General features: G+C 64.6%; 22 protein-coding genes. 10 read left to right on the forward strand and 12 right to left on the reverse strand.

Going from position 1 to position 24987, the window contains the following annotated elements:
• Position 1 precedes the first annotated feature (1 nt).
• From AC4HIX_RS02255 to AC4HIX_RS02270, 4 genes are all read left to right on the forward strand, one after another.
• A complete protein-coding gene (locus AC4HIX_RS02255) occupies positions 2 to 1024 on the forward strand; it encodes a P1 family peptidase (protein ID WP_490397722.1) in 1023 nt (340 codons plus the stop codon).
• A 109-nt stretch (positions 1025 to 1133) separates the two neighbouring features.
• The gene (locus AC4HIX_RS02260) at positions 1134 to 1595 is read left to right on the forward strand and encodes a c-type cytochrome (RefSeq protein ID WP_490397723.1); all 462 of its coding nucleotides are present in this window, start codon (positions 1134 to 1136) and stop codon (positions 1593 to 1595) included.
• Between the two features lie 153 nt (positions 1596 to 1748).
• Complete coding sequence (idi, locus tag AC4HIX_RS02265; RefSeq protein ID WP_027236097.1) at positions 1749 to 2291, forward strand: isopentenyl-diphosphate Delta-isomerase; 543 nt, start codon at positions 1749 to 1751, stop codon at positions 2289 to 2291.
• Positions 2292 to 2368: 77 nt separating this feature from the next.
• Positions 2369 to 3625: a flavin-dependent oxidoreductase gene (locus AC4HIX_RS02270; protein ID WP_490397724.1), complete on the forward strand. Its 1257-nt coding sequence runs from the start codon at positions 2369 to 2371 to the stop codon at positions 3623 to 3625.
• Between the two features lie 249 nt (positions 3626 to 3874).
• On the opposite strand, the gene glpK is transcribed toward AC4HIX_RS02270, so the two are convergent.
• The 3 genes from glpK to panB all read right to left on the reverse strand — a co-directional run bounded on the left by glpK (position 3875) and on the right by panB (position 7147).
• Entirely contained in the window at positions 3875 to 5365 is a 1491-nt protein-coding gene (gene glpK, locus AC4HIX_RS02275) for a glycerol kinase GlpK (protein ID WP_490397725.1), read from the reverse strand.
• Between the two features lie 67 nt (positions 5366 to 5432).
• Positions 5433 to 6293 carry a pantoate--beta-alanine ligase gene (gene panC / locus AC4HIX_RS02280; protein ID WP_490397726.1) on the reverse strand — a complete coding sequence of 287 codons (861 nt, stop codon included), beginning with the start codon at positions 6291 to 6293 and terminating at the stop codon, positions 5433 to 5435.
• Between the two features lie 8 nt (positions 6294 to 6301).
• Entirely contained in the window at positions 6302 to 7147 is an 846-nt protein-coding gene (panB, locus tag AC4HIX_RS02285) for a 3-methyl-2-oxobutanoate hydroxymethyltransferase (protein ID WP_475048141.1), read from the reverse strand.
• Between the two features lie 165 nt (positions 7148 to 7312).
• Between panB and AC4HIX_RS02290 the strand changes: the two genes are divergently transcribed.
• The gene (locus AC4HIX_RS02290) at positions 7313 to 8791 is read left to right on the forward strand and encodes an ABC transporter substrate-binding protein (RefSeq protein WP_490397727.1); all 1479 of its coding nucleotides are present in this window, start codon (positions 7313 to 7315) and stop codon (positions 8789 to 8791) included.
• A 106-nt stretch (positions 8792 to 8897) separates the two neighbouring features.
• On the opposite strand, the gene AC4HIX_RS02295 is transcribed toward AC4HIX_RS02290, so the two are convergent.
• Positions 8898 to 10016 (reverse strand): acetoin utilization protein AcuC, encoded by a 1119-nt coding sequence (locus AC4HIX_RS02295; RefSeq protein WP_490397728.1) that lies wholly within the window; start codon positions 10014 to 10016, stop codon positions 8898 to 8900.
• Between the two features lie 173 nt (positions 10017 to 10189).
• Between AC4HIX_RS02295 and AC4HIX_RS02300 the strand changes: the two genes are divergently transcribed.
• The 4 genes from AC4HIX_RS02300 to AC4HIX_RS02315 are packed head-to-tail and all read left to right on the forward strand — an operon-like array spanning position 10190 to position 14997.
• A complete protein-coding gene (locus AC4HIX_RS02300) occupies positions 10190 to 11137 on the forward strand; it encodes an ABC transporter permease (protein WP_490397875.1) in 948 nt (315 codons plus the stop codon).
• Complete coding sequence (locus AC4HIX_RS02305) at positions 11134 to 11949, forward strand: ABC transporter permease (protein ID WP_490397729.1); 816 nt, start codon at positions 11134 to 11136, stop codon at positions 11947 to 11949. Before AC4HIX_RS02300 ends, AC4HIX_RS02305 begins: the two co-directional genes overlap by 4 nt.
• Positions 11946 to 13553, forward strand: a complete 1608-nt coding sequence (locus AC4HIX_RS02310) for an ABC transporter ATP-binding protein (protein WP_490397730.1) — start codon at positions 11946 to 11948, stop codon at positions 13551 to 13553. The genes AC4HIX_RS02305 and AC4HIX_RS02310 overlap by 4 nt, the downstream gene beginning before the upstream one ends.
• Positions 13546 to 14997, forward strand: a complete 1452-nt coding sequence (locus AC4HIX_RS02315) for an aldehyde dehydrogenase family protein (protein WP_490397731.1) — start codon at positions 13546 to 13548, stop codon at positions 14995 to 14997. The genes AC4HIX_RS02310 and AC4HIX_RS02315 overlap by 8 nt, the downstream gene beginning before the upstream one ends.
• Before the next feature lie 95 nt (positions 14998 to 15092).
• On the opposite strand, the gene pncB is transcribed toward AC4HIX_RS02315, so the two are convergent.
• The 3 genes from pncB to pncA all read right to left on the reverse strand — a co-directional run bounded on the left by pncB (position 15093) and on the right by pncA (position 19374).
• The gene (gene pncB, locus AC4HIX_RS02320; protein ID WP_490397732.1) at positions 15093 to 16382 is read right to left on the reverse strand and encodes a nicotinate phosphoribosyltransferase; all 1290 of its coding nucleotides are present in this window, start codon (positions 16380 to 16382) and stop codon (positions 15093 to 15095) included.
• Positions 16383 to 16446: 64 nt separating this feature from the next.
• Positions 16447 to 18708 (reverse strand): hybrid sensor histidine kinase/response regulator, encoded by a 2262-nt coding sequence (locus tag AC4HIX_RS02325; RefSeq protein ID WP_490397733.1) that lies wholly within the window; start codon positions 18706 to 18708, stop codon positions 16447 to 16449.
• A gap of 69 nt (positions 18709 to 18777) precedes the next feature.
• Positions 18778 to 19374, reverse strand: a complete 597-nt coding sequence (gene pncA / locus AC4HIX_RS02330) for a bifunctional nicotinamidase/pyrazinamidase (RefSeq protein ID WP_490397734.1) — start codon at positions 19372 to 19374, stop codon at positions 18778 to 18780.
• A 179-nt stretch (positions 19375 to 19553) separates the two neighbouring features.
• Between pncA and trhO the strand changes: the two genes are divergently transcribed.
• The gene (gene trhO / locus AC4HIX_RS02335) at positions 19554 to 20465 is read left to right on the forward strand and encodes an oxygen-dependent tRNA uridine(34) hydroxylase TrhO (protein ID WP_490397735.1); all 912 of its coding nucleotides are present in this window, start codon (positions 19554 to 19556) and stop codon (positions 20463 to 20465) included.
• An 83-nt stretch (positions 20466 to 20548) separates the two neighbouring features.
• Here trhO and AC4HIX_RS02340 read toward each other — a convergent pair whose 3' ends face one another.
• Genes AC4HIX_RS02340 through napF form a run of 5 tightly spaced genes read right to left on the reverse strand, consistent with a single transcriptional unit; the run spans position 20549 to position 24981 of the window.
• Positions 20549 to 21217 carry a cytochrome c3 family protein gene (locus AC4HIX_RS02340; RefSeq protein WP_475048165.1) on the reverse strand — a complete coding sequence of 223 codons (669 nt, stop codon included), beginning with the start codon at positions 21215 to 21217 and terminating at the stop codon, positions 20549 to 20551.
• On the reverse strand, positions 21217 to 21687 hold the full coding sequence (locus AC4HIX_RS02345; protein ID WP_475048166.1) for a nitrate reductase cytochrome c-type subunit: 471 nt from the start codon (positions 21685 to 21687) through the stop codon (positions 21217 to 21219). The genes AC4HIX_RS02340 and AC4HIX_RS02345 overlap by 1 nt, the downstream gene beginning before the upstream one ends.
• 8 nt (positions 21688 to 21695) lie before the next feature.
• Positions 21696 to 24194 carry a nitrate reductase catalytic subunit NapA gene (napA, locus tag AC4HIX_RS02350; protein ID WP_490397736.1) on the reverse strand — a complete coding sequence of 833 codons (2499 nt, stop codon included), beginning with the start codon at positions 24192 to 24194 and terminating at the stop codon, positions 21696 to 21698.
• On the reverse strand, positions 24191 to 24469 hold the full coding sequence (locus AC4HIX_RS02355; RefSeq protein WP_490397737.1) for a chaperone NapD: 279 nt from the start codon (positions 24467 to 24469) through the stop codon (positions 24191 to 24193). The genes napA and AC4HIX_RS02355 overlap by 4 nt, the downstream gene beginning before the upstream one ends.
• Positions 24466 to 24981: a ferredoxin-type protein NapF gene (napF, locus tag AC4HIX_RS02360; RefSeq protein ID WP_490397738.1), complete on the reverse strand. Its 516-nt coding sequence runs from the start codon at positions 24979 to 24981 to the stop codon at positions 24466 to 24468. Before napF ends, AC4HIX_RS02355 begins: the two co-directional genes overlap by 4 nt.
• Positions 24982 to 24987: the final 6 nt, after the last annotated feature.

The raw sequence follows: 24987 nt of genomic DNA on the forward strand, positions 1-24987 counted from the left end.
CATGCTCCCCGGCCCCCGAAACCTGATCACCGACGTGCCCGGCCTGCTTGTCGGCAACGCCCAGGACACCACGCTGAAATCCGGCGCCACGGTGCTGACATCGGACAGCCCCTTCACCGCGTCGGTGCATGTGATGGGCGGCGCGCCCGGCACGCGGGAGACCGACCTGCTTGCGCCGGATAAATCGGTGGCAAAAATCGACGCGCTGGTGCTGTCGGGCGGCTCTGCCTTCGGGCTGGACGCCTGCTCCGGCGTTATGGACGCATTGCATGGCCAGGGCCGCGGTTTTCCGGTCGGCCCGGCGCGGGTGCCGCTGGTGCCGGGGGCGATCCTCTTTGACCTGCTGAACGGCGGAAACAAGGCCTGGGATCAGAACCCCTACCGCGATTTGGGCCGGGCGGCGTTTGAGGCGGCGGCGGAGAGTTTTGACCTTGGCACCGCGGGCGCCGGCACCGGCGCGCTGACGGCGATGCTGAAGGGCGGGCTGGGGTCCGCCTCGCTGGTGCTGGAGGGCGGCGTCACCGTGGGCGCGCTGGTGGCGGCCAATCCGCTGGGCGCCGTCACCACGCCGGGGGAGCGGCATTTCTGGGCCGCGCCCTTTGAGATTGGCGAGGAATTCGGCGGGATCGGACCGGACCGGGCCGCCGGGCTGGGCCGCAGCCTGCGCAGCCGCAAGATCGAAGCGATCCAGAACCTGAGCGGCACGCCGCTGCCACCGGAGCGCGCCAACACCACAATTGCCATCGTCGCCACAGATGCGGCACTGACCAAGGCGCAGTGCCAGCGGCTGGCCACAGCGGCGCATGACGGCATCGGCCGCGCCATCGTGCCCGCGCACACCCCCGGCGACGGTGATCTGGTGTTTGCCGCCAGCACCGGTGCGCGCAAACTGGAAACCCCGGACGCAAACCTTGGCACCCTCTGCCATGCAGCAGCCCTGTGCCTCAGCCGGTCCATTGCCCGCGCAGTCTTTCACGCGCGCCCGGAACCCGGAGATCTGCTGCCCTGCTGGGCGGCGCCTTGAATTGCCGCAGCTTCCTGCCGGAACTTTGATGCGCGTCAAACTGCCGGTTGACACTGCGGGCTATTGGATCATGAGTCACACGTGCCAACTCATAACCGGAGCAAGCAATATGAAACCTCTCGTTACTGCCGCTATTTTCGGCCTCCTCGCCGCCCCTGCCTTTGCCGAAGGCGACCCCGAAGCTGGCGAGAAGGGGTTCAACAAGTGCAAGTCCTGCCACATGGTCGTCTCTGATGACGGCGACGTGATCGTCAAGGGCGGCAAAACCGGCCCCAACCTGTGGGGTGTTGCCGGCCGCACTGCAGGCGCCGTGGAAGACTTCAAATACAGCAAGGACCTGGCTGCCGCCGGTGAAGCCGGGCTGGTCTGGGATGAAGAGAAGTTCGTGGCCTTCACCGCCGACCCCAAGAAGTTCCTGCAGGCCGAAACCGGCGACTCCAAAGCCAAGTCGAAAATGTCCTTCCGCCTGAAGAAGGGCGGCGAAGACATCTATGCCTTCCTGGCCAGCCACGGCCCGGCCCCGGCAGAGGGTGCCGAAACTGAGGAAAGCGCGGAAGCGGCCACCGAATAACGCCCGGATTTCCGGCAAACACTGCATCAAAGCCGCGGCATTTTCGCCGCGGCTTTTCGCGTAATTGCTTTCGCAACCCGCAGGCGTTAGCGGTAGGAGCCAGGCCATCGCAATTGCGGTAGGCCGGTCAAGGAACCACGTCACGGACACAGCATGAGCCACATGATCCCCGCCTGGGTGAACGGCGATTTGACACCTGTTGACAAGCTCGCCGCGCATGAGCGCGGGCTGAAGCACAAGGCGGTTTCCGTCTTTGTGGTCAAAGGCGTGGAAATCCTGATGCAGCGGCGGGCGATGGGCAAATACCACACGCCGGGGCTGTGGGCGAACACCTGCTGCACCCATCCGATGTGGGAGGAGCAGGCTTCGGCCTGCGCGGTGCGGCGGATGCAGGAGGAGCTGGGGATTACCGGGCTTTACCCTGAGTTCCGCCACCACCTGGAATACCGCGCCGATGTCGGCAACGGGCTGGTGGAGCATGAAGCGGTAGATGTGTTCCTGGCGCACGCCCACCGCCCGCTGAAAGTCACCCCGAACCCGGATGAGGTGATGGAAACCCGCTGGGTCGACTACCACGACCTGCTGGCCGAGGTCAGCCGCCATCCCGAGCGCTTCACACCCTGGCTGAAGATCTACCTGCACAACTATGCCGACGTGATCTTCGGCCCCGACCTGATCATCGCCGGACGGCGCTGAGCCGCCTCCCCCGTATCTTCTTGTTCTGCGCAGTAGGCTGTGGTTTTCTGCGCGCACAATTGGGAGGTATACTTATTATGTCCATTCTCATCGCCGGCGGCGGCATCGCCGGGCTGACCCTGGGGCTGACCCTGCATCAGATCGGGGTGCCCTTCCGGATCTTTGAGGCGGCGCGGGAGCTGAAGCCGATGGGGGTTGGCATCAACCTGCAGCCCAACGCGGTGCGGGAGCTGTTCGATCTGGGGCTGGAGGCGGAGCTGGATGCGATTGGCGTGAAGACCCGGCAGCTGGGGTTTTACAGCAAGCTGGGCAAAACGATCTGGGAGGAGCCCCGCGGCACCGGCGCGGGCTATGCCTGGCCGCAGTATTCGGTGCATCGCGGGGCGTTGCAGATGATGCTGTACCGCGCGCTGGCGGAGCGGGCCGGGGCGGGCTGCATTGAAACCGGGGCACGGGCGGCAGGGTTTGAGAATACGGGCGGCGGCGCCACGCTGCTGCTGGCTGATGGGCGGCGGATCGAAGGCTCGCTGGTTGTGGCAGCCGATGGGATCCACTCTGCCCTGCGCGCGCAGATGGTGCCGGATGAGGGCGCGCCCATCTGGAACGGCCGCATCCTGTGGCGGGCTACCACCCGCGCGCCCGCCTTCAAGGGCGGCGCGGCGATGGCGATGATCGGTCACGACGACCTGAGGCTGGTCGCGTATCCGATCTCCCAGCCGGATGCCGGAGGCCTCGTCACGATGAACTGGATCGCGGAAAAGCGCTTTGACCCCTCCGCCCCCTGGCGGCGGGAGGACTGGAACCGGCCTGCGGACATCAATGAGTTCCTGCCGGATTTTGCGGGCTGGCAGTTCGATTGGATCGACGTGCCCGGCCTGATCCGCGGGGCGGAGGTGGTCTATGAATACCCGATGGTGGACCGCGACCCGCTGGCGCGATGGACCGATGGCGACGTCACCCTGATGGGCGACGCCGCGCATCCGACCTATCCGGTGGGCTCCAACGGAGCCAGCCAGGCGATTGTCGATGCGCGGGTGATCGGTGCGCGACTGCTGGACCACGGGATCAGCGCCAGCGCTCTGCAGGCCTATGAGGCAGAAGTGCGTCCGGTGACCACGGCTGTGGGTATGGCCAACCGCGCAGGCGGCGGCCCGGACGGGGTGCTGCAACAAGTCGAGGACCTCTGCGGCGGAGATTTCCGGGACATCAGCGAAGTGATCCCGCAGGCGGAGCTGGCCGCCCATGCCGCCAAGTACAAGTTGATTGCGGGCTTTTCCATCGAAGAACTCAACGCGCGTCCCCCGACCATCCCGGCAGGCGCTGGCATCAGCTGAGGCACGCCCCCCGGCCAACCGCGGGTCAAGGACGGCGCAGCCGCCGTGCCGCAGGCTCGGTTTATCCTTGAGGCGCGGATGGACACACACACTCGAAAACGCGCGTTTAAGGGCAGTTCCGGCCTTAAAGCGCTTCTCAGCAGATAGAAAAGCGCCGCGCAAAGCGCGGCGCTACGCCCAACTGTGACCTCCATTCTGCGAATGGACAGGAGCAGGCGGGAGCGCCCCGCCCTGCCCGTTCACCAGCGTCTAGATCCCGATCACCGCCTGCACCGCGCGCTGCCAGCGGGCATAGGCCGCTTCGCGCGCGGCGGGCTGCATCAGCGGCGCGAACTGGCGGTCGAGCTTCCAGGTGTCGGCAAAACCGGTCTGGTCCGGGTAGATTCCGGCCCGCATCCCCGCCAGCCAGGCCGCGCCCAGCGCGGTGGTTTCCTGCATCACCGGGCGGTCGACGGCAGCGCCCAGCAGATCGGACAGGCTCTGCATGGTCCAGTCGCTGGCACTCATGCCGCCATCGACGCGCAGGGTCACGGTGTGGTGGCTGTCGTCCTCCCAGTCGGCGCGCATCGCCTCATAAAGGTCGCGGGTCTGGTAGGCGACGCTTTGCAGCGCAGCGCGGGCAAACTCCGCCGGGCCGGAGTTGCGGGTCAGGCCGAACATGCCGCCGCGGCACTCCGGCTCCCAATAGGGCGCGCCAAGGCCGGTGAAGGCGGGCACCAGGATCACGTCCTGGCCCGGGTCCGCCCGCAACGCCAGTTCGCCAGATTGGGAGGCCTGTTCGATGATTCCCAGCCCGTCGCGCAGCCACTGCACCGCGGCGCCGGCGATAAAGATCGAGCCTTCCAGCGCATAAGTCGGCTTGCCGTCCAGCTGATAGGCGATTGTGGTCAGCATCCGGTTCTTCGACACAACCGGCTCATCCCCGGTGTTCAACAGCGCAAAGCACCCCGTTCCGTAGGTGGATTTCATCATCCCCGGCTGGAAGCAGGCCTGGCCGATGGTGGCGGCCTGCTGGTCGCCGGCCACACCCAGAATCGGAACCGGACCGCCAAGGATTTCCGGGTCGGTGGTGCCGAAATCGGCGGCGCTGTCCTTCACCTCCGGCAGCATCTGCTGCGGCACGTTCAGCAGATCGCTGATGGTGCTGCTCCAGCGGCCCTTGCGGATATCATACATCAGCGTGCGCGCGGCATTGGTCGCGTCGGTCACGTGGGAGGCGCCGCCGGTCAGGCGCCAGATCAGAAAGCTGTCGACTGTACCGAACAGGAGATCCCCTGCCTCGGCCCGCTCCCGCGCGCCCGGAACGGTGTCGAGGATCCACTTCACCTTGGTGCCGGAGAAATAGGGATCCAGCAGCAGCCCGGTGCGATCGGCCACCATTTCCGCGTGGCCGGCCTCGCGCAGCTGCTCGCAGATGGCGGCGGTGCGGCGGTCCTGCCAGACGATGGCGTTGTGGATGGCCTTGCCGCTGGATTTATCCCATACCACAGTGGTTTCACGCTGGTTGGTGATGCCGATGCCCGCGATATCCGCAGCAGAAACATCCAGATCCGCCATCACCTTGCGGCAGACGGCGACGGTGGTGTCCCAGATCTCCTCCGGGTCATGCTCCACCCAGCCCGCCTGCGGGTAATGCTGGGTGAACTCCTGCTGCGCGGTGCCCGCGACCTGCATTCCCGCATCAAACAGGATTGCCCGGGTCGACGTGGTGCCCTGATCAATTGCCAGAATATAGGTCATCGGCTGCCCTCCAGTCTCCTCTGACCGGGGACAATAAACGCAAAGGTGCTATCGCTACCAGCCCCTACTAAGAATTTAGTTGAGGAACCTCGATATTGTCGATCAGGCGGATGCCATCCATCCAGGCGGCGGCCAGCAGCCGGGCCGGACGGGAGGGGGTCTCCAGCGCCTCCAGCGTTTCCGCGCAGCGCAGGTCGAAGTATTCGACGTCGCCAAACCCCGCCTCAGACAGCGCCTGCCGCGCGGCGGCCTCCAGCGGTGCCCAGAGCCCGCCCTCGGACGCCTTGGCGGCGGCCTCGCGCATTGCCGCATTCAGGGCCGCGGCCTTGGCCAGCGCCTCCGGCGACAGGCGCAGGTTGCGCGACGACATGGCCAGGCCCGACGGCTCGCGCACGGTTTCGCAGCCGATGACCTCGATCGGGATGTCCAGATCGCGGGCCATGCGGGTCACCACCATCAGCTGCTGGTAATCCTTCTGGCCGAAAAAGGCCCTATCCGCGCTGGTTTGCAGGAACAGTTTGGCGACGACCGTGGCAACCCCGTCGAAATGACCGGGGCGGAAGGGGCCCTCCATCACGTCCGTGATGCTGCCGCCGACAGACACATTGGTGGCATAGCCGTCCGGGTAGATCTGATCCGGGTCCGGGACGTAGATCAGGTCCACGCCGTAGGGGGCGAGCTTCTCCGCATCCTCGTGTTCGGTGCGCGGGTAGTTTGCCAGATCCTCGGCGTTATTGAATTGCTTGGGGTTCACGAAGATGGTCACGATCACACGGTCGCAAGCCTGCTTGGCTGCTTCGACCAGAGACAGGTGGCCTGCGTGCAGCGCCCCCATGGTCGGCACCAGGCCGATGGTTTCGCCGTTGCGGCGCCACTCGGACGTCTTGGCGCGCAGGTCGGCCAGACGGCGCAGGATCGGGGCAGTCATTTCGGAAGTCATCCTTTGGAGGGCGTCTTGGCCGCCGGGGCCTGATCGGCAAAGACATGTTCGGCAGCCGGGAAACTGCGGGCGCGCACTTCGGCGGCGTATTCGGCGATGCCTGCCTCCGCCAGCGGGCCAAGATCGGCGTAGCGTTTCACGAATTTCGGTTTGAAGGCTGTGAAGAAGCCCAGCATGTCGTCCACCACCAGGATCTGCCCGTCGCAGCCGGCGCTGGCGCCGATGCCGATTGTGGGAATAGCCACCTCGGCGGTGATCTTGTCGGCCAGTTTCTGCGGCACCTTCTCCAGCACCACCGAAAACGCGCCGGCCTCCGCCACCGCGCGGGCGTCTGCCAGCACGGCGTCCGCCTGTGCGTCACGGCCCTGAACCTTGTAACCGCCCAGCGTGTTGATCGACTGCGGTGTGAGGCCGATGTGGGCCATCACCGGGATACCGCGCTTGACCAGGAAGCGGATGGTTTCGGCCATTTCGACGCCGCCCTCCAGCTTAACCGCGGCGCAGCCGGTTTCGGCCATCAGCCGGGCGGCGTTGCGGAATGCCTGCTGCGGGCCTTCCTCGTAAGACCCGAAAGGCATGTCGATCACCAGCATCGCCTGGCTGAGACCGCGCGCGACCGCCTGGCCGTGCAGGATCATCATCTCCATGGTGACGCCCAGGGTGGAAGTCAGCCCGTGCAGCACCATGCCGACGCTGTCGCCGACCAGCACGAAATCGCAGTGCTTGTCCATCAGCCGCGCCATCGGCGTGGTATAGGCCGTCAGGCTCACCAGAGGGGTGCCGCCCTTGCGGGCCCGGATGTCTTCGGCGTTGGGCGCCTGTTTCTTGGCTGTTGCGCTCATGGCTTCCTGTCCGCGGTTCTTGGAGTGGACACGGATTATCAATTAACGCCGCGTGCTTCCAGTGGGCGAAATGTCCCCCGCCCTTGATTACGCTTGGGAATCGGGGAAACTCGTTTCCAATAGGCGCCGCACACGGCCCGCATATTGTACACGGGGAGTTATTCAATGGCACTGAAATCATTTGTTTTTGCGGCGGGTTCCGCACTGGCCCTGGCCGCGGGCGGTGCCTGGGCCAAGGACAGCGTCACCATCGCCATGCAGCTGGAACCGCCGCATCTGGACCCGACCAGCGCCGCCGCCCAGGCCATCGACTCGGTGGTTTACAGCAACATTTTCGAGGGGCTGACCCGGTTCATGGGCGATGGCTCCGTGGTGCCGGGGCTGGCAGAGAGCTGGGAAATTTCCGAAGACGGCACCGTCTACACCTTCCGCTTGCGTGAGGGCGTCACCTTTCACGATGGCAGCGCGATGGATGCGGAGGACGTGAAATTTTCGCTGGACCGCGCCCGGGCCGAAGACAGCACCAATGCGCAGAAGTCGCTGTTTGAAGGGATAACCGAAGTCGAAGCTGTGGACCCGCAGACCGTCAGGGTTACGCTGGACGGGCCGAACGGCAGCCTGCTGTTTAACCTCGCCTGGGGCGATGCGGTGATCGTGGCGCCGGAAAGCATCGAAGACATCAAGACCAATCCCATCGGCACCGGCGCCTATACGTTCCAGGAGTGGGTGCAGGGCGACCGCATCACGCTGGCGCGCAATCCGGACTATTGGGGCGATCAGCCTGCGCTGGCGTCGGCGACCTTCAAGTTCATTTCCGACCCCACGGCCGCCTTTGCCGCGATGATGGCAGAGGATATCGACGCCTTCGACAATTTCCCGGCGCCGGAAAACCTGCCGCAGTTCGAGGCCGATCCGCGGTTCCAGGTGCTGGTGGGATCGACCGAAGGCGAGACCATCCTGTCCACCAACAACAAGCAGCCGCCGTTTGATGACATCCGGGTGCGGCAGGCCATGGCCCATGCCATCGACCGGCAGGCGATTATCGACGGCGCCATGTTCGGGTACGGCACTCCGATCGGCACCCACTTTGCGCCGCACAACCCGGCTTACAAGGATCTGACCGGCAATTCCGCCTATGACCCGGAACAGGCCAAGGCGCTGCTGTCCGAGGCAGGCTTTGCCGAAGGGTTCGAGACTACCCTGCACCTGCCGCCCCCGTCCTATGCCCGGCGCGGCGGCGAAATCATCGCGGCGCAGCTGGCCGCGGTCGGCATCAAGGCCGAGATCATCAATGTGGAATGGGCCCAGTGGCTGGAGACCGTGTTCCGCGGTAAGAACTTTGGCCTCACCATCGTCAGCCATACCGAGCCGATGGACATCGGCATCTACGCCCGGCCCGAGTATTACTTCCAGTACGACAGCAAGGCGTTTCAGGAGCTGATGAACCGGCTGAACGCGACCACGGATCCGGACAGCCGCACCGCGCTGATGCAGGAGGCGCAGGAAATGATCGCAGCGGATTACGTCAACGGCTACCTGTTCCAGCTGGCCAAGCTGGTTGTTGCTAAAGCCGGGCTGCAAGGTCTGTGGGAAAACGCGCCGACGGCGGCCATCGACCTGACGGCGATCAGCTGGGCGGAGTAATTTGATACAAGCCAATGGCCCGGCGGCAACGCCGGGCAGCGCCCGCCCCTCCCGTCAAACCGCAGGTTTGCCGTCGGCAAAACGGGAAGGCGCTGCCCTCATCGCATCACAGACCCCGCTTCGCACGTAAATAGGCCACCCGCTCCCGGATTTCCTGACGGACTTCGCCGCCGCGCGGCGCATCCCTGAGCGTGGTGAACCAGTGCTCCGGCGGATTGCGGCCCAGGCCGTTTCCGTTGAACTCCAGCCCGCGCAGCACTTCTTCGCCCGCCGCGGGCAGCCGCTCCGGCACCTCAACTCCGTTCAGCGTGGCCCAGACCCCGGTCCAGAGCCGCCCTACTGACCACGGATTGTACCCTCCGCCGCCCAGCACCAGATAGCGCGACGCCATGCCCATCAGCGCCCGCACCACCTCCCAATGGGCGTTGTTCGACAGGTCCAGATGCGGCAGCGGGTCCTCCGTCACCGCGTCCGCCCCGCATTGCAGCACGATGGCATCCGGCTGAAACGCCGCGACCGCGGGCAGGATCAGCGCGTCGCGGATATGGGCCATCTCATCATCATTGAAGCCGCGCGGCACCGGCAGGTTCAGGGCAGACCCGCCTGCGTCCTCTGTCAGTGTGCCAGTCTTGGGCCACAGGTTTTCCTCATGCACCGAGATCATCAGCACGCCCGCGTCGCCCGCAAAGCCATGCTCCACCCCGTCGGAATGATGGGCGTCGATGTCCACATAGGCGATCCGCTGCGCGCCGTGATGGCGCAGCGACAGCATCGCCAGAACGGGATCGTTCAGATAGCAGAACCCGTTGGCGCGGTCGGGCATCCCGTGATGGGTGCCGCCCGCCGGGTTGTAGACGATGCCGCCACCCGCCAGCAGTTCCCCCGCCAGGATCGAGCCGCCCGCGGCAGTGGCCGGGCGGCGGTATATCTCCGGGAACACCGGGTTGGAAATAGTGCCGAGGTGATGCCGCGCCCGCACTTCCGCGCTCACCTCTTGCGCCGCCTCCGCCGCCTGCAGGGCCGCGACGTATTCGGGCGTGTGCCAGATGGTAAGCGCCGCAGGTTTGGCGCGGGGGGAATTCACATAGGCCTCATCCGGCAGCCAGCCCAGCGCGCGCGCGAGGTCCATCACTGTCGAGACCCGCGGCACCCGCAGGGGATGGGTGCGGCCATAGGACGATCCGCGGTAGATTTCAGATCCGATGAACAGGGGGCGGGACAGCATGGCAGAGTGATAGCCGTTTTCCGGGCGCTGCCAAAGGGCTTGCCCCGCGCAATCCGCCGGTTCCCGTGCGGCATCCGCTCAACCCATTGACGCTGCGCATTTTTGCCGCCTGGCCCCGGTTTCCCTCTGCTGGCCTCTGGACCCGTTCCCCGCAGGCTCCTAACGTGGCAGCCATGCTGCGCTATGCCCTCAAACGCCTCCTGTCGCTGATCCTCAGCCTGGCTGTTGCCTCGCTGGTGATCTTCCTTGTGGTGGAGGTGGCACCGGGCGACCCGGCGTCGTTCATGCTGGGGGTCAATGCGCAGGCCGACACGGTGGCCGCTCTGAAGGCAGAGCTGGGGCTGGATCAAACCAAAGCCGCCCGCTATCTGAACTGGATCACCGGGATGCTGGCGGGCGATTTCGGCACCTCCTACACCTACCGCACGCCTGTTGCCGGGATGATTGCCGACCGCATGTGGGTATCGCTGCCGCTGGCGCTTTACGCGCTGACGCTGTCAACGCTGATCGCCTTTCCCGCCGGCATCTATGCCGCTGCCCGCCGCGGCAAGGCCGGCGACATGGCAGTGATGGGGGCCACCCAGCTGGGCGTCGCGGTGCCGAACTTCTGGTTTGCGATGATACTGGTCCTGATCTTTGCCATCAACCTGCGCTGGTTCGGGGCCGGCGGGTTTCCGGGTTGGGAAGCGGGGCTTTGGGCGGGCCTCCATGCGCTGACGCTGCCCGCGATTGCCCTGGCGCTGCCGCAGGCGGCGATCCTGACGCGGGTGATGCGCTCCGCCCTGCTGGATATTCTGGGTGAGGATTTCATGCGCACCGCCCGCGCCAAGGGGCTGACTCGCCGTCAGGCACTATGGCGGCACGGAGTGCGCAACGCGCTGATCCCGGTGCTGACCATCATCGGGCTGCAGTTCTCCTTCCTGCTGGCAGGCGCCATTATCATCGAGCAAGTGTTCTACCTGCCGGGCCTCGGGCGGCTGGTGTTCCAGGCGATCTCCTCGCGCGATTTGATCGTGGTGGAGTCGGTGGTGATGCTCTTGGTCTTTGCCGTAATCACGGTGAATTTCCTGGTCGACCTTGCCTATGGGCTGGTGGACCCGCGCCTCAGGAGCCGGACATGACCCGCAACCTGATCCTTGGCGGTGTGCTGTCTTCGCTGGTGCTGCTGGCGGCGGCGGTGTCGTTTGTCTGGACGCCCTTTGACCACACCGCAATGAACATCGCCGCCAAACTGCAGACGCCGAATGCGCAGCACTGGCTGGGCACCGATCATTTCGGGCGCGACCTGATGTCGATGATCATGGTCGGCGCGCGCACCTCCATCGCCGTCGCCTTGGTGGCTGTTGGTATCGGCATGGGCGCAGGCGTGCCGCTGGGGCTGACGGCGGCGGCGCGCAAGGGATCCTGGCTGGATGAGCTGATCATGCGCGGCAATGACCTCGTCTTTGCCTTCCCCTCGCTGGTGATTGCGATCCTGATCACCGCTGTTCTGGGGGCTGGCGCCATCAACGCGATCATCGCCATCGGCATCTTCAACATCCCCGTCTTCGCCCGCATCACCCGCGGCGCGGCGCTGAGCCTTTGGGAACGGGAATTCATCCTGGCCGCCCGTGTGGCAGGCAAGAACGCGGCGCGCATCTCCGCGGAACACATCCTGCCGAACGTAATGAACCTGCTGATCGTGCAAGGGACGATCCAGTTCTCGCTGGGGATCCTGGCCGAAGCCGGCCTCAGCTATGTCGGCCTGGGCGCGCAGCCGCCCACCCCCAGCTGGGGGCGGATGCTGGCCGATGCGCAGACCATGGTCAGCTTTGCACCGCATCTGGCGCTGGTGCCGGGCACAGCCATCATCCTAACGGTGCTGGGACTGAACCTGCTGGGCGACGGACTGCGTGATTATTTTGACCCGAAGCTGCGGGTGGCGCGGACATGACCTTGCTGGATGTGACCCACTTATCTCTCAAGATCGGCTGCTATCCGGTGCTGAAGGATGTATCGTTCCACGTAGAGCCGGGCGAGATTGTTGCTGTCACCGGCGAAAGCGGCTCCGGCAAGTCGATGACCGCGCTGGCGGTGATGCAACTGCTGCCGGAGCGGAGCCAAATCAAGGGTTATGTCACGCTGGACGGGACCCAGCTGCTGGATCAGTCCGAAGAGCAGATGTGCGCCCTGCGCGGCCAGTCTATCGGCATGGTGTTTCAGGAGCCGATGACCGCGCTCAACCCCGTGAAGACCATCGGCGAGCAGGTGATGGAGACCATCCTGATCCACAAGGCGATGCCACGCCAGGACGCCGAGGCCCGCGCCCGCGAGGTGCTGGAGCGGGTCGGGCTGCCTGAGGACCGCTTTCCGCTCAGCCGCTATCCGCATGAGCTGTCGGGCGGCCAGCGCCAGCGGGTGGTGATTGCCATGGCCATCGCCCTGCGCCCCAAGCTGCTGATCGCGGATGAGCCGACCACGGCGCTGGACGTGACCACGCAGGCGCAGATCCTCGACCTATTGAAGGGTCTGGTGCAGGACTACGGCATGGGCCTGCTGATCATCACCCACGACCTGGCGGTGGTGGCGGATCTGGCCGACCGGATCGTGGTGATGCGCCACGGCGAGGTGGTGGAGACCGGCCATACGGACTGGCTCTTGCGCAATATGCGCCACCCCTACACGCGGATGCTATTTGCCGCGTCGAACCACCAGGTGGCGCTGCCGGAACCAGCCGCGCCAGCAGCGCTCTTGGAGGTGCGGAACGCGGTGCGCGACTACAAGACCCCGCGCCCGTCTCTGTTTGCCAAACCCGGCCATTTCCGCGCTGTGAACGATGTCTCCTTCACCCTGAACCGCGGGGAACGGCTGGGGCTGGTGGGGGAGTCCGGATGCGGAAAATCGACCCTGACGCGGGCAATTCTGGGACTGGAGCCGCTGCAAGGCGGGGAGATCCTGCTGGATGGAGAACCCGTCACGATCCACCTTGCCCCCGAGACCCGGCGCAAGATGCAGGTGGTTTTCCAGGACCCCTACGGCAGCTTCAACCCGCGCCACCGGGTGGACCGGCTGATCACCGAACCGTTCCATATGCTGCCTGATCCGCCAACCGGCGCGGCGGGCCGTGATCTGATCGCCGAAACCCTCGACGCTGTCGGCCTGAAACCGGAGGACGCCGGGAAATACATCCACCAGTTCTCCGGCGGGCAGCGCCAGCGTATTGCCATTGCCCGCGCCCTGATCACCCGGCCGGAGCTGATCATCTTTGACGAGGCGGTGTCAGCCCTCGACGTCTCTGTCCGCGCCCGCATCCTCGACCTGCTGGCAGAACTGTGCGAGGCCTACAGCCTCACCTACCTGTTCATCAGCCACGACCTGAGCGTGGTGCGCACGATCACCGACCGCTGCCTGGTGATGAGGCACGGAGAAATCGTCGAACAGGGTGAAACCGAAGCCGTATTCAGCAACCCGCAGCACCCCTACACCCGCCAGCTGATCGCCGCAGCCCCGGTGCTGCCTGATCTGTCCGGCCCGGAAAGGAGCCCCCAGCATGTCTGATCCCCTCTGGTTCGATCCCGCGCTCTGCCTCATTGGCGGCCAGTGGCTGCCCGCGGCCAGCGGCGGCACTCTGCCGCTGGTGAACCCCTCGGACGGCAGCGAAATCTGCCAGATCGCCCGCGGCGGTGCGGCAGATATCGAGGCCGCGGTGCAAGAAGCTGGGACGGCGCTGAACGGCGCATGGGGCCGCATGACTGCGCTGGAACGGGGCCGCATCCTGACCCGGATCGGCCAGTTCGTGCTGGAGCGGGTAGACCTGCTGGCCGAGATTGAGGCGATGGATGTGGGCAAGCCGCTGAGCCAGGCCCGCGCCGATGCGGTGGCGCTGGCGCGCTATTGCGAGTTCTACGGCGGGGCGGCGGACAAGGTGATGGGGGAGACCATTCCCTATCTCGACGGCTACACCGTCTATACCCTGCGGGAGCCGCATGGGGTCACGGGGCATATCGTGCCCTGGAACTACCCGATGCAGATCATCGGCCGCTCTGTCGGCGCGGCGCTGGCGATGGGCAACGCCTGTGTGCTGAAACCGGCGGAGGAGGCCTGCCTGACGGCGCTGGCGTTCGCCCATATCGCGATGGAGGCCGGGCTGCCTGCGGGTGCGCTGAACGTGGTGCCGGGACTGGGATCGGAGGCCGGTGCGGCGCTGGCCGGGCACCCCGGCGTGCATCACATTTCCTTCACCGGGTCGGTCAGGACTGGCGCGCTGGTGCAGCAGGCGGCGGGCGCCAACGTGGTGCCGGTCACGCTGGAGCTGGGCGGCAAGTCCCCGCAACTGGTGTTTGACGATGCCGATCTTGACGCTGCCCTGCCGTTTCTCGTGAACGCGGGTATCCAGAACGCAGGCCAGACCTGTTCGGCATCCTCGCGCATTCTGGTGCAGCGCGGGGCGTATGAGGAGGTAAAGCGGCGCATGGCAGAGGCCTACAGCACGCTGACCGTCGGACCTGCGGCAGAGGACCTGCGGGTCGGGCCGCTGATCTCTGCCAGGCAAAAGCAGATCGTTGAGGATTATCTGGACAAGGGCGCTGATCTTCCCGTCGCGGCGCAGGGGACCATCGTGGGACATGCGCCGGAAAGCGGCGCCTATGTCCGCCCCACCTTGTTTGCCGATGTGCCAGACGATCATGTGCTTGCGCGCGAAGAGATCTTTGGCCCGGTGCAGGTGCTGATCCCGTTCGGCACCGAAGACGACGCGCTGCGGATTGCCAATGCGACCGACTACGGGCTGGTCGCCAGCGTCTGGACCCGTGACGGCGCCCGGCAAATGCGGCTGGCCAGGAAACTGCGGGCGGGCCAGGTGTTCCTCAACAACTACGGCGCCGGCGGCGGGGTGGAGCTGCCCTTTGGCGGCGTCGGGAAGTCGGGGCACGGGCGTGAGAAAGGCTTTGAAGCGCTCTATGGCTTCTCGCAGCTCAAGACCGTGGCGGCCCATCACGGCTGAGGCCGCCCGCCTCTTTCATCTTTCCCAAATACTCCGGGGGTGAGGCCGCCAGGCCGAGGGGGCGGCGCCCCCTCTATAACTCCCCTCGTTTTCTCTCAGACGATAACGTCCTGCCGTTCCTGCTTGCCGACGCCGAATACACGCTTGTAACGCGCAATCTCATCCGCAGGCCCCATCGCCTTTTCCGGGTTGTCGGACAGTTTCACCGTCGGACGGCCATTGGCGGCAACTGCCTTACACACCAGCGAAAAGGGCGCCAGCGCGTCATCCGGCACCAGCCCGCGGAAGTCGTTCGTCAGCAGCGTGCCCCAGCCAAAGGACACCTTGGTGCGGCTGGAAAACTGCGCGTGCAGGTCCTGAATCTGGTGCACGTCCAGGCCATCGGAAAAGATCACCCGTTTCTCCGCCGGGTCCTCGCCGCGCTCTTTCCACCAGTTGATCGCTACCTCTGCGCCCTTGGCCGGGTCGCCGCTGTCGATGCGGATGCCGGTCCAGCCGGCCAGCCAGTCAGGCGCGTGGTCAAGAAACCCCTGGGTGCCATAGGTGTCGGGCAGGATGATGCGCAGGTTGCCCTCGTGCTCGTCATGCCAGTCGGACAGAACCTCATAAGGTGCTTGAGCCAGTTCCGCGTCGCTGTCCGCCAGCGCCGAATAGACCATCGGCAATTCATGCGCATTCGTGCCGATCGCCTCCACCTCGCGGCGCATGGCAATGAGGCAGTTGGAGGTGCCGGTGAACTTCTCCCCCAAACCCTCGATCATCGCCTGCACGCACCAGTCCTGCCACAGGAAGGAATGGCGGCGGCGGGTGCCGAAATCGGCGATCGTCAGGCCGTCAATCTCCCGCAGTTTCTCGATTTTTTCCCAAACACGGGTCATGGCGCGGGCGTACAGCACCTGCAGCTCAAACCGGCCCATCCTGTCCAGCACCGCGCGCGAGCGCAGCTCCATCAGCACTGCCAGGGCCGGGATTTCCCACAGCATGACCTCGTGCCACTTGCCCTCAAACGTCAGCTCATACTGATCGCCCTTGCGCTCCAGGTGGTAGGGCGGCAGGCGCAGGCCTTCGAACCACTCCATAAAATCGGGGCGGAACATCTGCCGTTTGCCATAGAAAGTATTGCCGCGCAGCCAGGTGCTTTCGCCGCGGCTGAGCGACAGCGAGCGTATGTGGTCCAGCTGTTCGCGCAGCTCGCCCTCGTCAATCAGCCGTGCCAGCGGCACATGGGTGGAGCGGTTGATCAACGAGAAGGTCACGGTGGTGTCCGGCTTGTTTCGGAACACCGACTGGCACATCAGCAGCTTATAAAAATCAGTGTCGATCAGCGACCGGACAATCGGATCAATCTTCCATTTGTGATTATAGACGCGGGTTGCAATATCCACCGGCAGCCTCGTGCTTAAGGAGTCATGGATTGATAGGATAGCCCGCCAGCGGGGGCAAAGGAAATCAGCCCGCGCGGCGGGCCTGCGCCTGTGGCGCCAGCTGCACCAAAAGCTCGATCAGTTTGCTGCGGTTGATGGGTTTGCTCATGAATTCGTTCATGCCTGCGGCAAGGCAAGCCTCCCGGTCGGAATCGAAGGCGTTGGCCGTCAGCGCCACAATGGCAGGCTGCGGCAGCGCCGAGGCGCGGATCGCGCGGGTGGCTTCCAGCCCGTCCATCTCTGGCATCGACATATCCATCAGGATGATATCCGGTGCGAATTCCTGGAACTGTGCCACCGCTTCGCGGCCATTTTGGGCAAAGACCAGTTGCGCCGGTGTCGGATGCAGAAACTTTTCCATCAGCACCCGGTTCACGGCGTTGTCTTCCGCCACCAGGACCCGCAGCCCCTCCAGCGCGTCGAAACCGCCCGGCTGCGGTGCGGCAGCGGGTGTTGCTGCCTGCTGCGCCTTCGCAGGATCCAGGCGAAGCCGCACAGTAAAACAGGACCCCAGCCCCAGTTCAGACTTCACTGTGATACTGCCGTCCATTGCCTCCGCCAGGCGGCGGGAAATGGCGAGTCCCAGTCCGGTGCCGCCAAAGCGGCGGCTGATTGCGGCGTCCCCCTGGGCAAACCGCTCGAACACCTTGGAGAGCATCTCCTTGGGAATTCCGATGCCGGTGTCCGCCACCGAAAAGATCAGATCAAACCCCTGCCCTGCCGGTTCGGCATCCAGTGTCACCAGCACCCGGCCTTGTTCGGTGAATTTGATCGCATTGCCAGCCAGGTTCAGCAAAATCTGCCGTATTCGCCGGTCGTCGCCGCGCAGCTGTGCGGGCACCCGATCCTTGATTTCCAGCAGCATCCCCAAGCCCTTGGAGTCCGCCTGAGCCTTCAGCAGGCACACCGTTTCCTCGAAACAGGCGCGCGGATCAAAGTCGGCGCGGCTTAGGGTGACGCCCTCAACATCCATCTTGGAGAAGTCGAGAACATCGTTGATCAGCGCCAGCAGGGTATCCGCCGAGCTGAGGATGGTGCTGGCATAAAGCTCCTGCTCGCCGTTCAGACCGCTGTCGCGCAGCAGCTGGGCCATGCCAATCACCCCGTTCATCGGGGTGCGGATTTCGTGGCTCATGGTTGCCAGGAATTCCGCCTTGGCGCGGGCACCTTCCTCAGCCGAGATCCGCGCTTGTTCCAGCTGCCGTGCATGTTCCTTGGCGGCGGAAATGTCCCGTTCCACCGCGATCAGTGTTTCCAGCTCTCCGGCGCTGTTCAGCATCGGCACCTGACTGGTCTCAATCCAGATATGCTGCCCGTCCTTGCGCCGGTTGCAGATTTCCACGCGCACCGGCTGGGCATCGCGGACACTGTCCTGAAGCAGCCGGATGGCGGCGGGGTCGGTCCTGCCGCTGTTCAGCAAGTCACCCGGCAGCTGACCCAGAGCCTCGTCGAACGAGTACCCGGTGAGGCGGGTGAAACTGTCGTTGACCCAGGTAATCCGCCCGTTCCGGTCCATCAGCATCACGCTGTCATTGGCGTTTTCAGCCACCAGCGCCAGGCGTTTGGCCTCCATCTGCTGTTCGGACAGCTCCGCATAGGCGGCTTCCAGCTCCTGCTGCTGCAGGGCCTGGGCCCTCATGTTGCGGCGGGTCCGGCTGAAGTTTCGCCTGACGAAAACGAGAAACCACAGAAAGGAGGTGTAAAGCACCGCCAGCCCCGCCAGATGCAATTCGTACATTGCGGCCGATTCCGGCGCTTCCAGGATCTCCACCGCCAGCCCCGCCACCGGCAGCGCTGCATAGGTGACGAGTTTTACGATAACTGCCAAAGGGTTATACGGCAGCACCAGCGCGGCATTGATGGCCAGCCCCAGGAGCAGGCCGACAGTGAAAAGCGGTTCGTTGTGGGTGTGCGGGTCCTGGGCCGGAAACTCGACCCAGAAAGGAATGGATGCAGCCGCGCAGAGCGCCAGGGCGTGCAGGAACGCGGTCAGAGCGGTCAGCAGCCGCAGCCGCCTTTCACTCAGGCCGCTGCCGGCCAAGCGGTCCGCGCGGCGCAGAAGCATGCAATCCGCGGTGTCGCCGGCAAAGGTTATGGCAAAGGCCAGCAGCGCGTATTGCGTGGGAACGACCAGAGCGAGAGTCAGAAAGGCCAGAGCCATGAACAGCTGGCGGCCCCAAAACATCCGCACCCGGCCGCGGGCGTAACGCAGCAGCAGCTCGAGTGAACCGTAGCGTTTGTAATAACTGTCCAGCGGGCCTGCGGCAGCCCCATCCGAAGTATTCATCTTTCCGCCTTGCCGTCGGTGAGCCCGCACAGCATAAGCCGGCTATTGTTAACAATTCGGCAAATCAACTCAAGATTGAAGATCAACGCCTGCCTCTTTCATCTGGCCAAGGGCCGCCTGCAGCGAGCCGTCCAGGTCAATTGCCCGGCAGGCCTTCAAATCGACCGTCACCTCAAACCCAAGCCGGGCCGCATCGAGCGCAGTGAAGGCAACGCAAAAGTCGGTGGCAAGCCCGGCGAGAGTCAACCGTGAGATGCCACGCGTGCGCAGGTATCCTTCGAGCCCGGTGGGCGTGGTCCTGTCGTTTTCGAAGAAGCCGGAATAGCTGTCGATTGCCGGGCGGAACCCCTTGCGGATGATAAGGTCGCCGTCGGTGCGCAGGTCCTTGTGGAAGGCCGCCCCACCGGTGCCCTGCACGCAGTGATCGGGCCACAGAACCTGAGTGCCATAGGGCATCTCCACCGTCTCGAACGGTGCCTTGCCCTGGTGCGCGGAGGCAAAGGAGGAATGCCCTGCCGGGTGCCAGTCCTGGGTGAGAATTACCGCATCGAACTGCGCCATCATAGCGTTGATGGGGGCGACCACCTCGTCCCCTCCAGGCACCGCCAGCGCCCCGCCCGGGCAGAAGTCATTCTGCACATCCACAACGATCAGGGCCTGGGTCATCGGCAACTCCTTTTCTGGCTTGCACAATTTGTAACGGGACAAGTGCCGCTTGGGAACTCCCGCTGGCCGGCGGCGGGCTGACGCAAGTGAAAACATACATGCAAAGCCCTTGTTTTATTGGCCCCGCGCAGGCGGTTCTTGCTCTTGAAAACCGCGCGCCATGGTTCTAAGGCCGGGGCATGTACACGATTGCTGCCCTCTATCACTTCACCCGTTTCCCCGACCCTGCCGCCATCCGCCCGGCGCTGCTGGAGCTGTGCCAGGCGCAAGGCGTCAAAGGCTCCCTGCTGCTGGCGCAGGAGGGGATCAATGGCACCATCGCAGGCCCGCGCGCTGGCATCGACGCGGTGCTGGCGCATATCAAGTCGCTGCCGGGCTGCGCGGCGCTGGAGTGGAAGGAGGCCACTGCCGCCGAGCCGCCGTTTGGCAAGATGAAAGTGCGGTTGAAGAAAGAGATCGTGACCATGGGCCAGCCGGACGTGGATCCGCTGGCATCCGTCGGGCATTACGTCGAGCCGGAAGAGTGGAACGATCTGATCCGGCAGGACGATGTGGTGCTGATCGACACCCGCAACGACTATGAGGTGGCAATCGGCACCTTCGAGGGCGCGATTGACCCCAAGACAGAGAGCTTCCGCGATTTCCCCGCTTGGTGGGAAGAGAACAAGGACCGCTTTCACAACAAGCGGGTTGCGATGTTCTGCACCGGCGGCATCCGCTGCGAAAAATCGACCAACTACCTGCTGGGCCAGGGGGTGGAGGACGTCTATCACCTGAAGGGCGGCATCCTGCGTTACCTGGAGGAAATGCCCGCCGAAAACAGCACCTGGGAAGGCGAGTGCTTTGTCTTCGACAACCGGGTGTCGGTCGGCCACGGGCTGGTCGAAGGCCCGCACGAGCTGTGCCACGGCTGCCGCCGCCCGATCCTGCCTGAGGACAAGGCCCGGCCGGAGTTCGAACAGGGCGTTTCCTGCCACCTGTGCATCAATGAAACCTCGGAAGAGGACAAGGCCCGGTTCCGCGAGCGGCAGAAACAGATGAAGCTGGCGCGGGAGCGCGGCGAGGATCATCTGGGCAGCATCCCGCTGTAAGCCCTGCCGAGTAGCAGACAATTAGAAAGGCCGCTGCCCATCGGGACAGCGGCCTTTTTTAGTGCTTGGGCAGGCTGGCAGCGTCAGTCGCCGCTCAGGCCCAAGTAGCTGCGGGTGCTGGCCAGCAGGCCCTCGCCATGGGCAGGGGCCAGCAGGCCTGCGTGATCCTCGCCTTCGGCTGCGGCCATGTCGGGCAGCTGGTGGGCAATGCCCTTGTGGCAGTTGATGCAGGTTTTCTCGCCGGTGAACAGGAAGCGCTCATGCGCCTCTGCCGCGCGCTTGGACTGGCGGGTGATGTCCATCGACTCGTCGGAGTGGCAGTTACGGCATTCCAGCGAGTCGTTGGCCTCCAGCCGGGCCCATTCGTGCTGCGCCAGCTCCAGCCGGTGCTCCAGGAACTTCTCCCGCGTGTTGATGGTGCCGAAGATCTTGCCCCAGACCTCCTTGGAGGCCTGCATCTTGCGGGCGATCTTGTTGGTCCAGTTGTGCGGCACGTGGCAGTCCGGGCAGGAGGCCCGCACGCCGGAGCGGTTGGAATAGTGGATCGTCGGCTTCAGCTCCTCGAACACGTTGTCGCGCATTTCGTGGCAGCTGGTGCAGAAGGCCTCGGTGTTGGTGACCTCAAGCGCGGTGTTGAAACCGCCCCAGAAGATGATCCCCATCACAAAGCCGCCCATGGTCAGGAAGCCGAGCGAGAAATAGGCACTGGGCCGCCTGATAATCCACCAGAGCCTTTTCAGGAAAGCAATCATCAGTCCGCCCCGCCCTGTTTCGAGTGCACATAGTCGAGCACCTTGTCCACATCGACGAACTCATTCTCGACCAGCGGCCGGGCGTTGGTCTGCACCACGTGGCACTGGTTGCAGAAATAGCGCCGCGGGCTGACCGCGGCGAGGGTCTGGCCCTCGCGGTTCATGAAGTGGGTGACCGAGATCATCGGCGCCTGGCTGACCTCCACCGCGGTGCGGCTGTGGCAGGTCAGGCATTTGTTGGAGTTCAGGTCGACTTGATAGTTGTCGGTCTTGTGCGGGATCAGCGGCGGCTGATCCGGGTAGTTGCGCACCTGGCGGATGTCGGTGTTGACGATGCCGGGGATCTGGGTGGCTTCGCCCTCCTGGTCGAGCGGCGCGGTATTACGCAGCGTGGCGACCTGGTTCTGGGCAAAGGCGGCCGAGGCCAAAAGGATCGGAGCGGCCAGGATAGCGAGACGGAGATGTTTCATGACGGGCCTCACACTGCTTCGATACGGACTGCACATTTCTTGAAGTCCGTCTGTTTCGAGATCGGATCGGTGGCATCCAGCGTGACCTTGTTGATCAGCCGGCGCGCATCGAACCAGGGCACAAAGACCAGGCCTTTGGGCGGCTTGTTGCGGCCGCGGGTTTCCACCCGGGTGCGGATTTCACCGCGCCGCGAGATCACCCGCACCTCGGTGCCGCGCCTAAAGCCCTGGGCCTTGGCATCGTCCGGGTGCATGTAGCAAAGCGCATCCGGCACCGCCTGATACAGCTCCGGCACCCGCTGGGTCATCGAGCCGGAGTGCCAGTGCTCCAGAACCCGGCCGGTGGTCAGCCACATCGGGTATTCCTCATCCGGGCTTTCCGCCGGCGGCTCATAGGGCAGCGCAAAGATCACAGCCTTGCCGTCAGGCTTGCCGTAGAACTCAAAATCCGAGCCCGGCTTCACATAAGGATCTGAGCCTTCCTTGAAGCGCCAGCGGGTTTCCTTGCCATCGACGACGGGCCAGCGCAGGCCACGCACCTCGTGGTAGGTGTCGAACGGCGCCAAATCGTGCGCCTTGCCGCGGCCGAACTCGGCGTATTCCTCGAACAGGCCCTTCTGGATGTAGAAGCCGAAGTCCTCGGATTCGTGGTTGCCGTATTCCTTGGCCTTCTCGGACAGCTCAAACTGGTCGACCTTGCCGTTGGCGAACAGCACCTCGAACAGGGTCTTGCCCTTGTAGCCGGGGTTGGCGTCCAGGATTTCCGCAGGCCAGACCTCATCCGTGGTGAAGCGCTTGGAGAACTCGGCCAGCTGCCACAGGTCGGACTTGGATTCACCCGGCGCGTTGACCAGCTGATACCAGAACTGGGTGCGGCGTTCGGCGTTGCCGTAGGCGCCTTCCTTCTCCACCCACATGGCGGCGGGCAGGATCAGGTCGGCGGCTTCGGCGGTCACCGTCGGATAGGCGTCCGACACCACGATGAAGTTGTCGGGGTTTCGGTAGCCCGGCAGACCTTCCTCCATCATGTTGGGGGCGGCCTGCATGTTGTTGTTCACCTGCACCCAGTAGCAGTTGATCTTGCCGTCCTTCAGGTCGCGGTTCTGCTTCACCGCGTGGGAGCCGACCCAGCCGGGCACGGTGCCTTCGGGCAGTTTCCAGATCTTCTCGGCATAGGCGCGGTGCTCGGGGTTCTTGACCACCATGTCGGCGGGCAGGCGGTGCGCGAAGGTGCCCACCTCGCGCGCAGTGCCGCAGGCCGAAGGCTGGCCGGTCAGCGAGAACGGCGAGTTGCCGGGAGTGGAGATTTTGCCGGTCAGCAGGTGGATGTTGTAAAGCAGGTTGTTCACCCAGACACCGCGGGTGTGCTGGTTCACGCCCATGGTCCACAGCGACATCACTTTGGTGTCCGGATCGGCGTACAGCTTGGCGATCTTCTCCAGCGTCTCTGCCGGGACGCCGGACATTTCCGCCGCTTTTTCAAGCGTGTATTCGGAAACGAACGCAGCAAACTCCTCAAAGCTCATGTCCGTTGCGCCGCCGGCCTTGCCGGCGTTCCCGGCAGCCTGCTCCAGCGGGTGCTCGGGACGCAGGCCATAGCCGATGTCCTGGTTGCCGCGCTTGAAGTTGACGTGCTTGCCGACGAAATCCTTATGCACCGCGTCGTTCTGGATAATGTAATTGGCGATGTAGTTCAGGATCACCAGGTCGGAGTGCGGGGTGAACACCGCCGGGATGTCCGCCAGGTCGAAGCTGCGGTGGGTGAAGGTCGACAGCACCGCCACTTTGACATGCGGATGGCTGAAGCGGCGGTCAGTGATGCGGGTCCACAGGATCGGGTGCATCTCCGCCATGTTCGAGCCCCACAGCACAAAGGCGTCGGCGTTCTCGAAGTCGTCATAGCAGCCCATCGGCTCGTCGATGCCGAAGGTCCGCATGAAGCCGCCCACGGCAGAGGCCATGCAGTGGCGCGCGTTCGGGTCGATGTTGTTGGAGCGGAAGCCCGCTTTCATCAGCTTGGAGGCAGCATAGCCTTCCCAGACGGTCCACTGGCCGGAGCCGAACATGCCGATGCCCTCAGGGCCTTTCTCGGCCAGGGTCTTTTTCCACTTCTCGGCCATGATGTCGAAGGCCTCATCCCAGCTGACCGGGGTGAACTCGCCGTTCTTATCATATTCGCCATTGGTCTTGCGCAGCAGCGGGGTGGTCAGGCGGTCGGCGCCATACATGATCTTCGACAGGAAGTAGCCCTTGACGCAGTTCAGGCCGCGGTTGACCTCTGCCTGGGTGTCGCCATGGGTGGCAACCACACGTCCGGCTTTGGTGGCCACCATGATCGAGCAGCCGGTGCCGCAGAAGCGGCAGGCCGCCTTGGACCATTTCAGTTCGGTCAGGCTGGCGTCGGTGACAAGGTTCTGCGCTGCCGCGGGGATCGGCAGCCCGGCAGCAAGTGCCGCGGCGGCGGCAGCCTGCGCCTTGATGGCGTCACGGCGTGTAAGTCCGGTCATTGGGAAGTTCCTTCTTGGAGGGCGAGTTCCTGGGCATCGCAGGTCTGATGGAAGACAAGCGCCGCGCTGGCGACACCGTCGAGAAGCTGGATTTTGGCCAGGGCATCGCCAATGGCGCGATCACTGTCCGCTTCGAACAAAACGACAATTTTGCCCGAGGGATCCGTTTGCGAAATCTCGGAGTTCGGCATGGCTTTGATGCTGTTCAGCACGGCCTTCATGCAGGCCGGGTCGCTGCGCACCAGCAGGCTGGAAATATGCAGTTCTTCTGTCACCCGTGGCTCCTTTGCTGGCGGGGGTCGCGGATCGCGATGGCGTTGTTGGGACAGGTGGCAAGACAGGCACCGCAGCCGGTGCAGGCGGTAGCGTCCACCTGGATGGCACCTGCCGGACGGACCGACAGATCCATCCGAAGGGCGCGCGGGTCGCAGATATCGGTGCACAGCTGGCAGGTGATGCCCGCGGACAGCAGGCAGCTGCTGCCGATTTCCACGGTCACCGGCCATGGCTCGGGCTGCTCGAGGTCGAAAACAGGTTCAGGGCAGGCCTCGGCGCAGGCCGCACAGAATGTGCACTCGCCGCCGCTGAAGCGGATCCGCGGGCGGCCCCGGCTGTCAAACTCGATGATCTCTTCCGGGCAGGCCTCCACGCAGGCATTGCAGCTGGTGCAATGCGCCTGCACCCGGGTTTCATCGGTCCAAGGCGGGCGGAACTCCGGCTCGGGCCTGGCGACCCGTCCGGTCAGAAAGGCGCGCCGGGAAGGGGCTGTGCTGGCGTGGGCTGGCATCGGCCT

This window comes from Leisingera sp. (assembly GCF_982940295.1).

Bases quoted from the DNA above. Each gene is read 5' to 3' on its own strand.
- AC4HIX_RS02255 (WP_490397722.1), top strand. From the start codon at position 2: ATGCTCCCCGGCCCCCGAAACCTGATCACCGACGTGCCCGGCCTGCTT.
- AC4HIX_RS02260 (WP_490397723.1), top strand. From the start codon at position 1,134: ATGAAACCTCTCGTTACTGCCGCTATTTTCGGCCTCCTCGCCGCCCCT.
- idi (WP_027236097.1), top strand. From the start codon at position 1,749: ATGAGCCACATGATCCCCGCCTGGGTGAACGGCGATTTGACACCTGTT.
- AC4HIX_RS02270 (WP_490397724.1), top strand. From the start codon at position 2,369: ATGTCCATTCTCATCGCCGGCGGCGGCATCGCCGGGCTGACCCTGGGG.
- glpK (WP_490397725.1), bottom strand. From the start codon at position 5,365: ATGACCTATATTCTGGCAATTGATCAGGGCACCACGTCGACCCGGGCA.
- panC (WP_490397726.1), bottom strand. From the start codon at position 6,293: ATGACTGCCCCGATCCTGCGCCGTCTGGCCGACCTGCGCGCCAAGACG.
- panB (WP_475048141.1), bottom strand. From the start codon at position 7,147: ATGAGCGCAACAGCCAAGAAACAGGCGCCCAACGCCGAAGACATCCGG.
- AC4HIX_RS02290 (WP_490397727.1), top strand. From the start codon at position 7,313: ATGGCACTGAAATCATTTGTTTTTGCGGCGGGTTCCGCACTGGCCCTG.
- AC4HIX_RS02295 (WP_490397728.1), bottom strand. From the start codon at position 10,016: ATGCTGTCCCGCCCCCTGTTCATCGGATCTGAAATCTACCGCGGATCG.
- AC4HIX_RS02300 (WP_490397875.1), top strand. From the start codon at position 10,190: ATGCTGCGCTATGCCCTCAAACGCCTCCTGTCGCTGATCCTCAGCCTG.
- AC4HIX_RS02305 (WP_490397729.1), top strand. From the start codon at position 11,134: ATGACCCGCAACCTGATCCTTGGCGGTGTGCTGTCTTCGCTGGTGCTG.
- AC4HIX_RS02310 (WP_490397730.1), top strand. From the start codon at position 11,946: ATGACCTTGCTGGATGTGACCCACTTATCTCTCAAGATCGGCTGCTAT.
- AC4HIX_RS02315 (WP_490397731.1), top strand. From the start codon at position 13,546: ATGTCTGATCCCCTCTGGTTCGATCCCGCGCTCTGCCTCATTGGCGGC.
- AC4HIX_RS02325 (WP_490397733.1), bottom strand. From the start codon at position 18,708: ATGAATACTTCGGATGGGGCTGCCGCAGGCCCGCTGGACAGTTATTAC.
- pncA (WP_490397734.1), bottom strand. From the start codon at position 19,374: ATGACCCAGGCCCTGATCGTTGTGGATGTGCAGAATGACTTCTGCCCG.
- trhO (WP_490397735.1), top strand. From the start codon at position 19,554: ATGTACACGATTGCTGCCCTCTATCACTTCACCCGTTTCCCCGACCCT.
- AC4HIX_RS02340 (WP_475048165.1), bottom strand. From the start codon at position 21,217: ATGATTGCTTTCCTGAAAAGGCTCTGGTGGATTATCAGGCGGCCCAGT.
- AC4HIX_RS02345 (WP_475048166.1), bottom strand. From the start codon at position 21,687: ATGAAACATCTCCGTCTCGCTATCCTGGCCGCTCCGATCCTTTTGGCC.
- napA (WP_490397736.1), bottom strand. From the start codon at position 24,194: ATGACCGGACTTACACGCCGTGACGCCATCAAGGCGCAGGCTGCCGCC.
- napF (WP_490397738.1), bottom strand. From the start codon at position 24,981: ATGCCAGCCCACGCCAGCACAGCCCCTTCCCGGCGCGCCTTTCTGACC.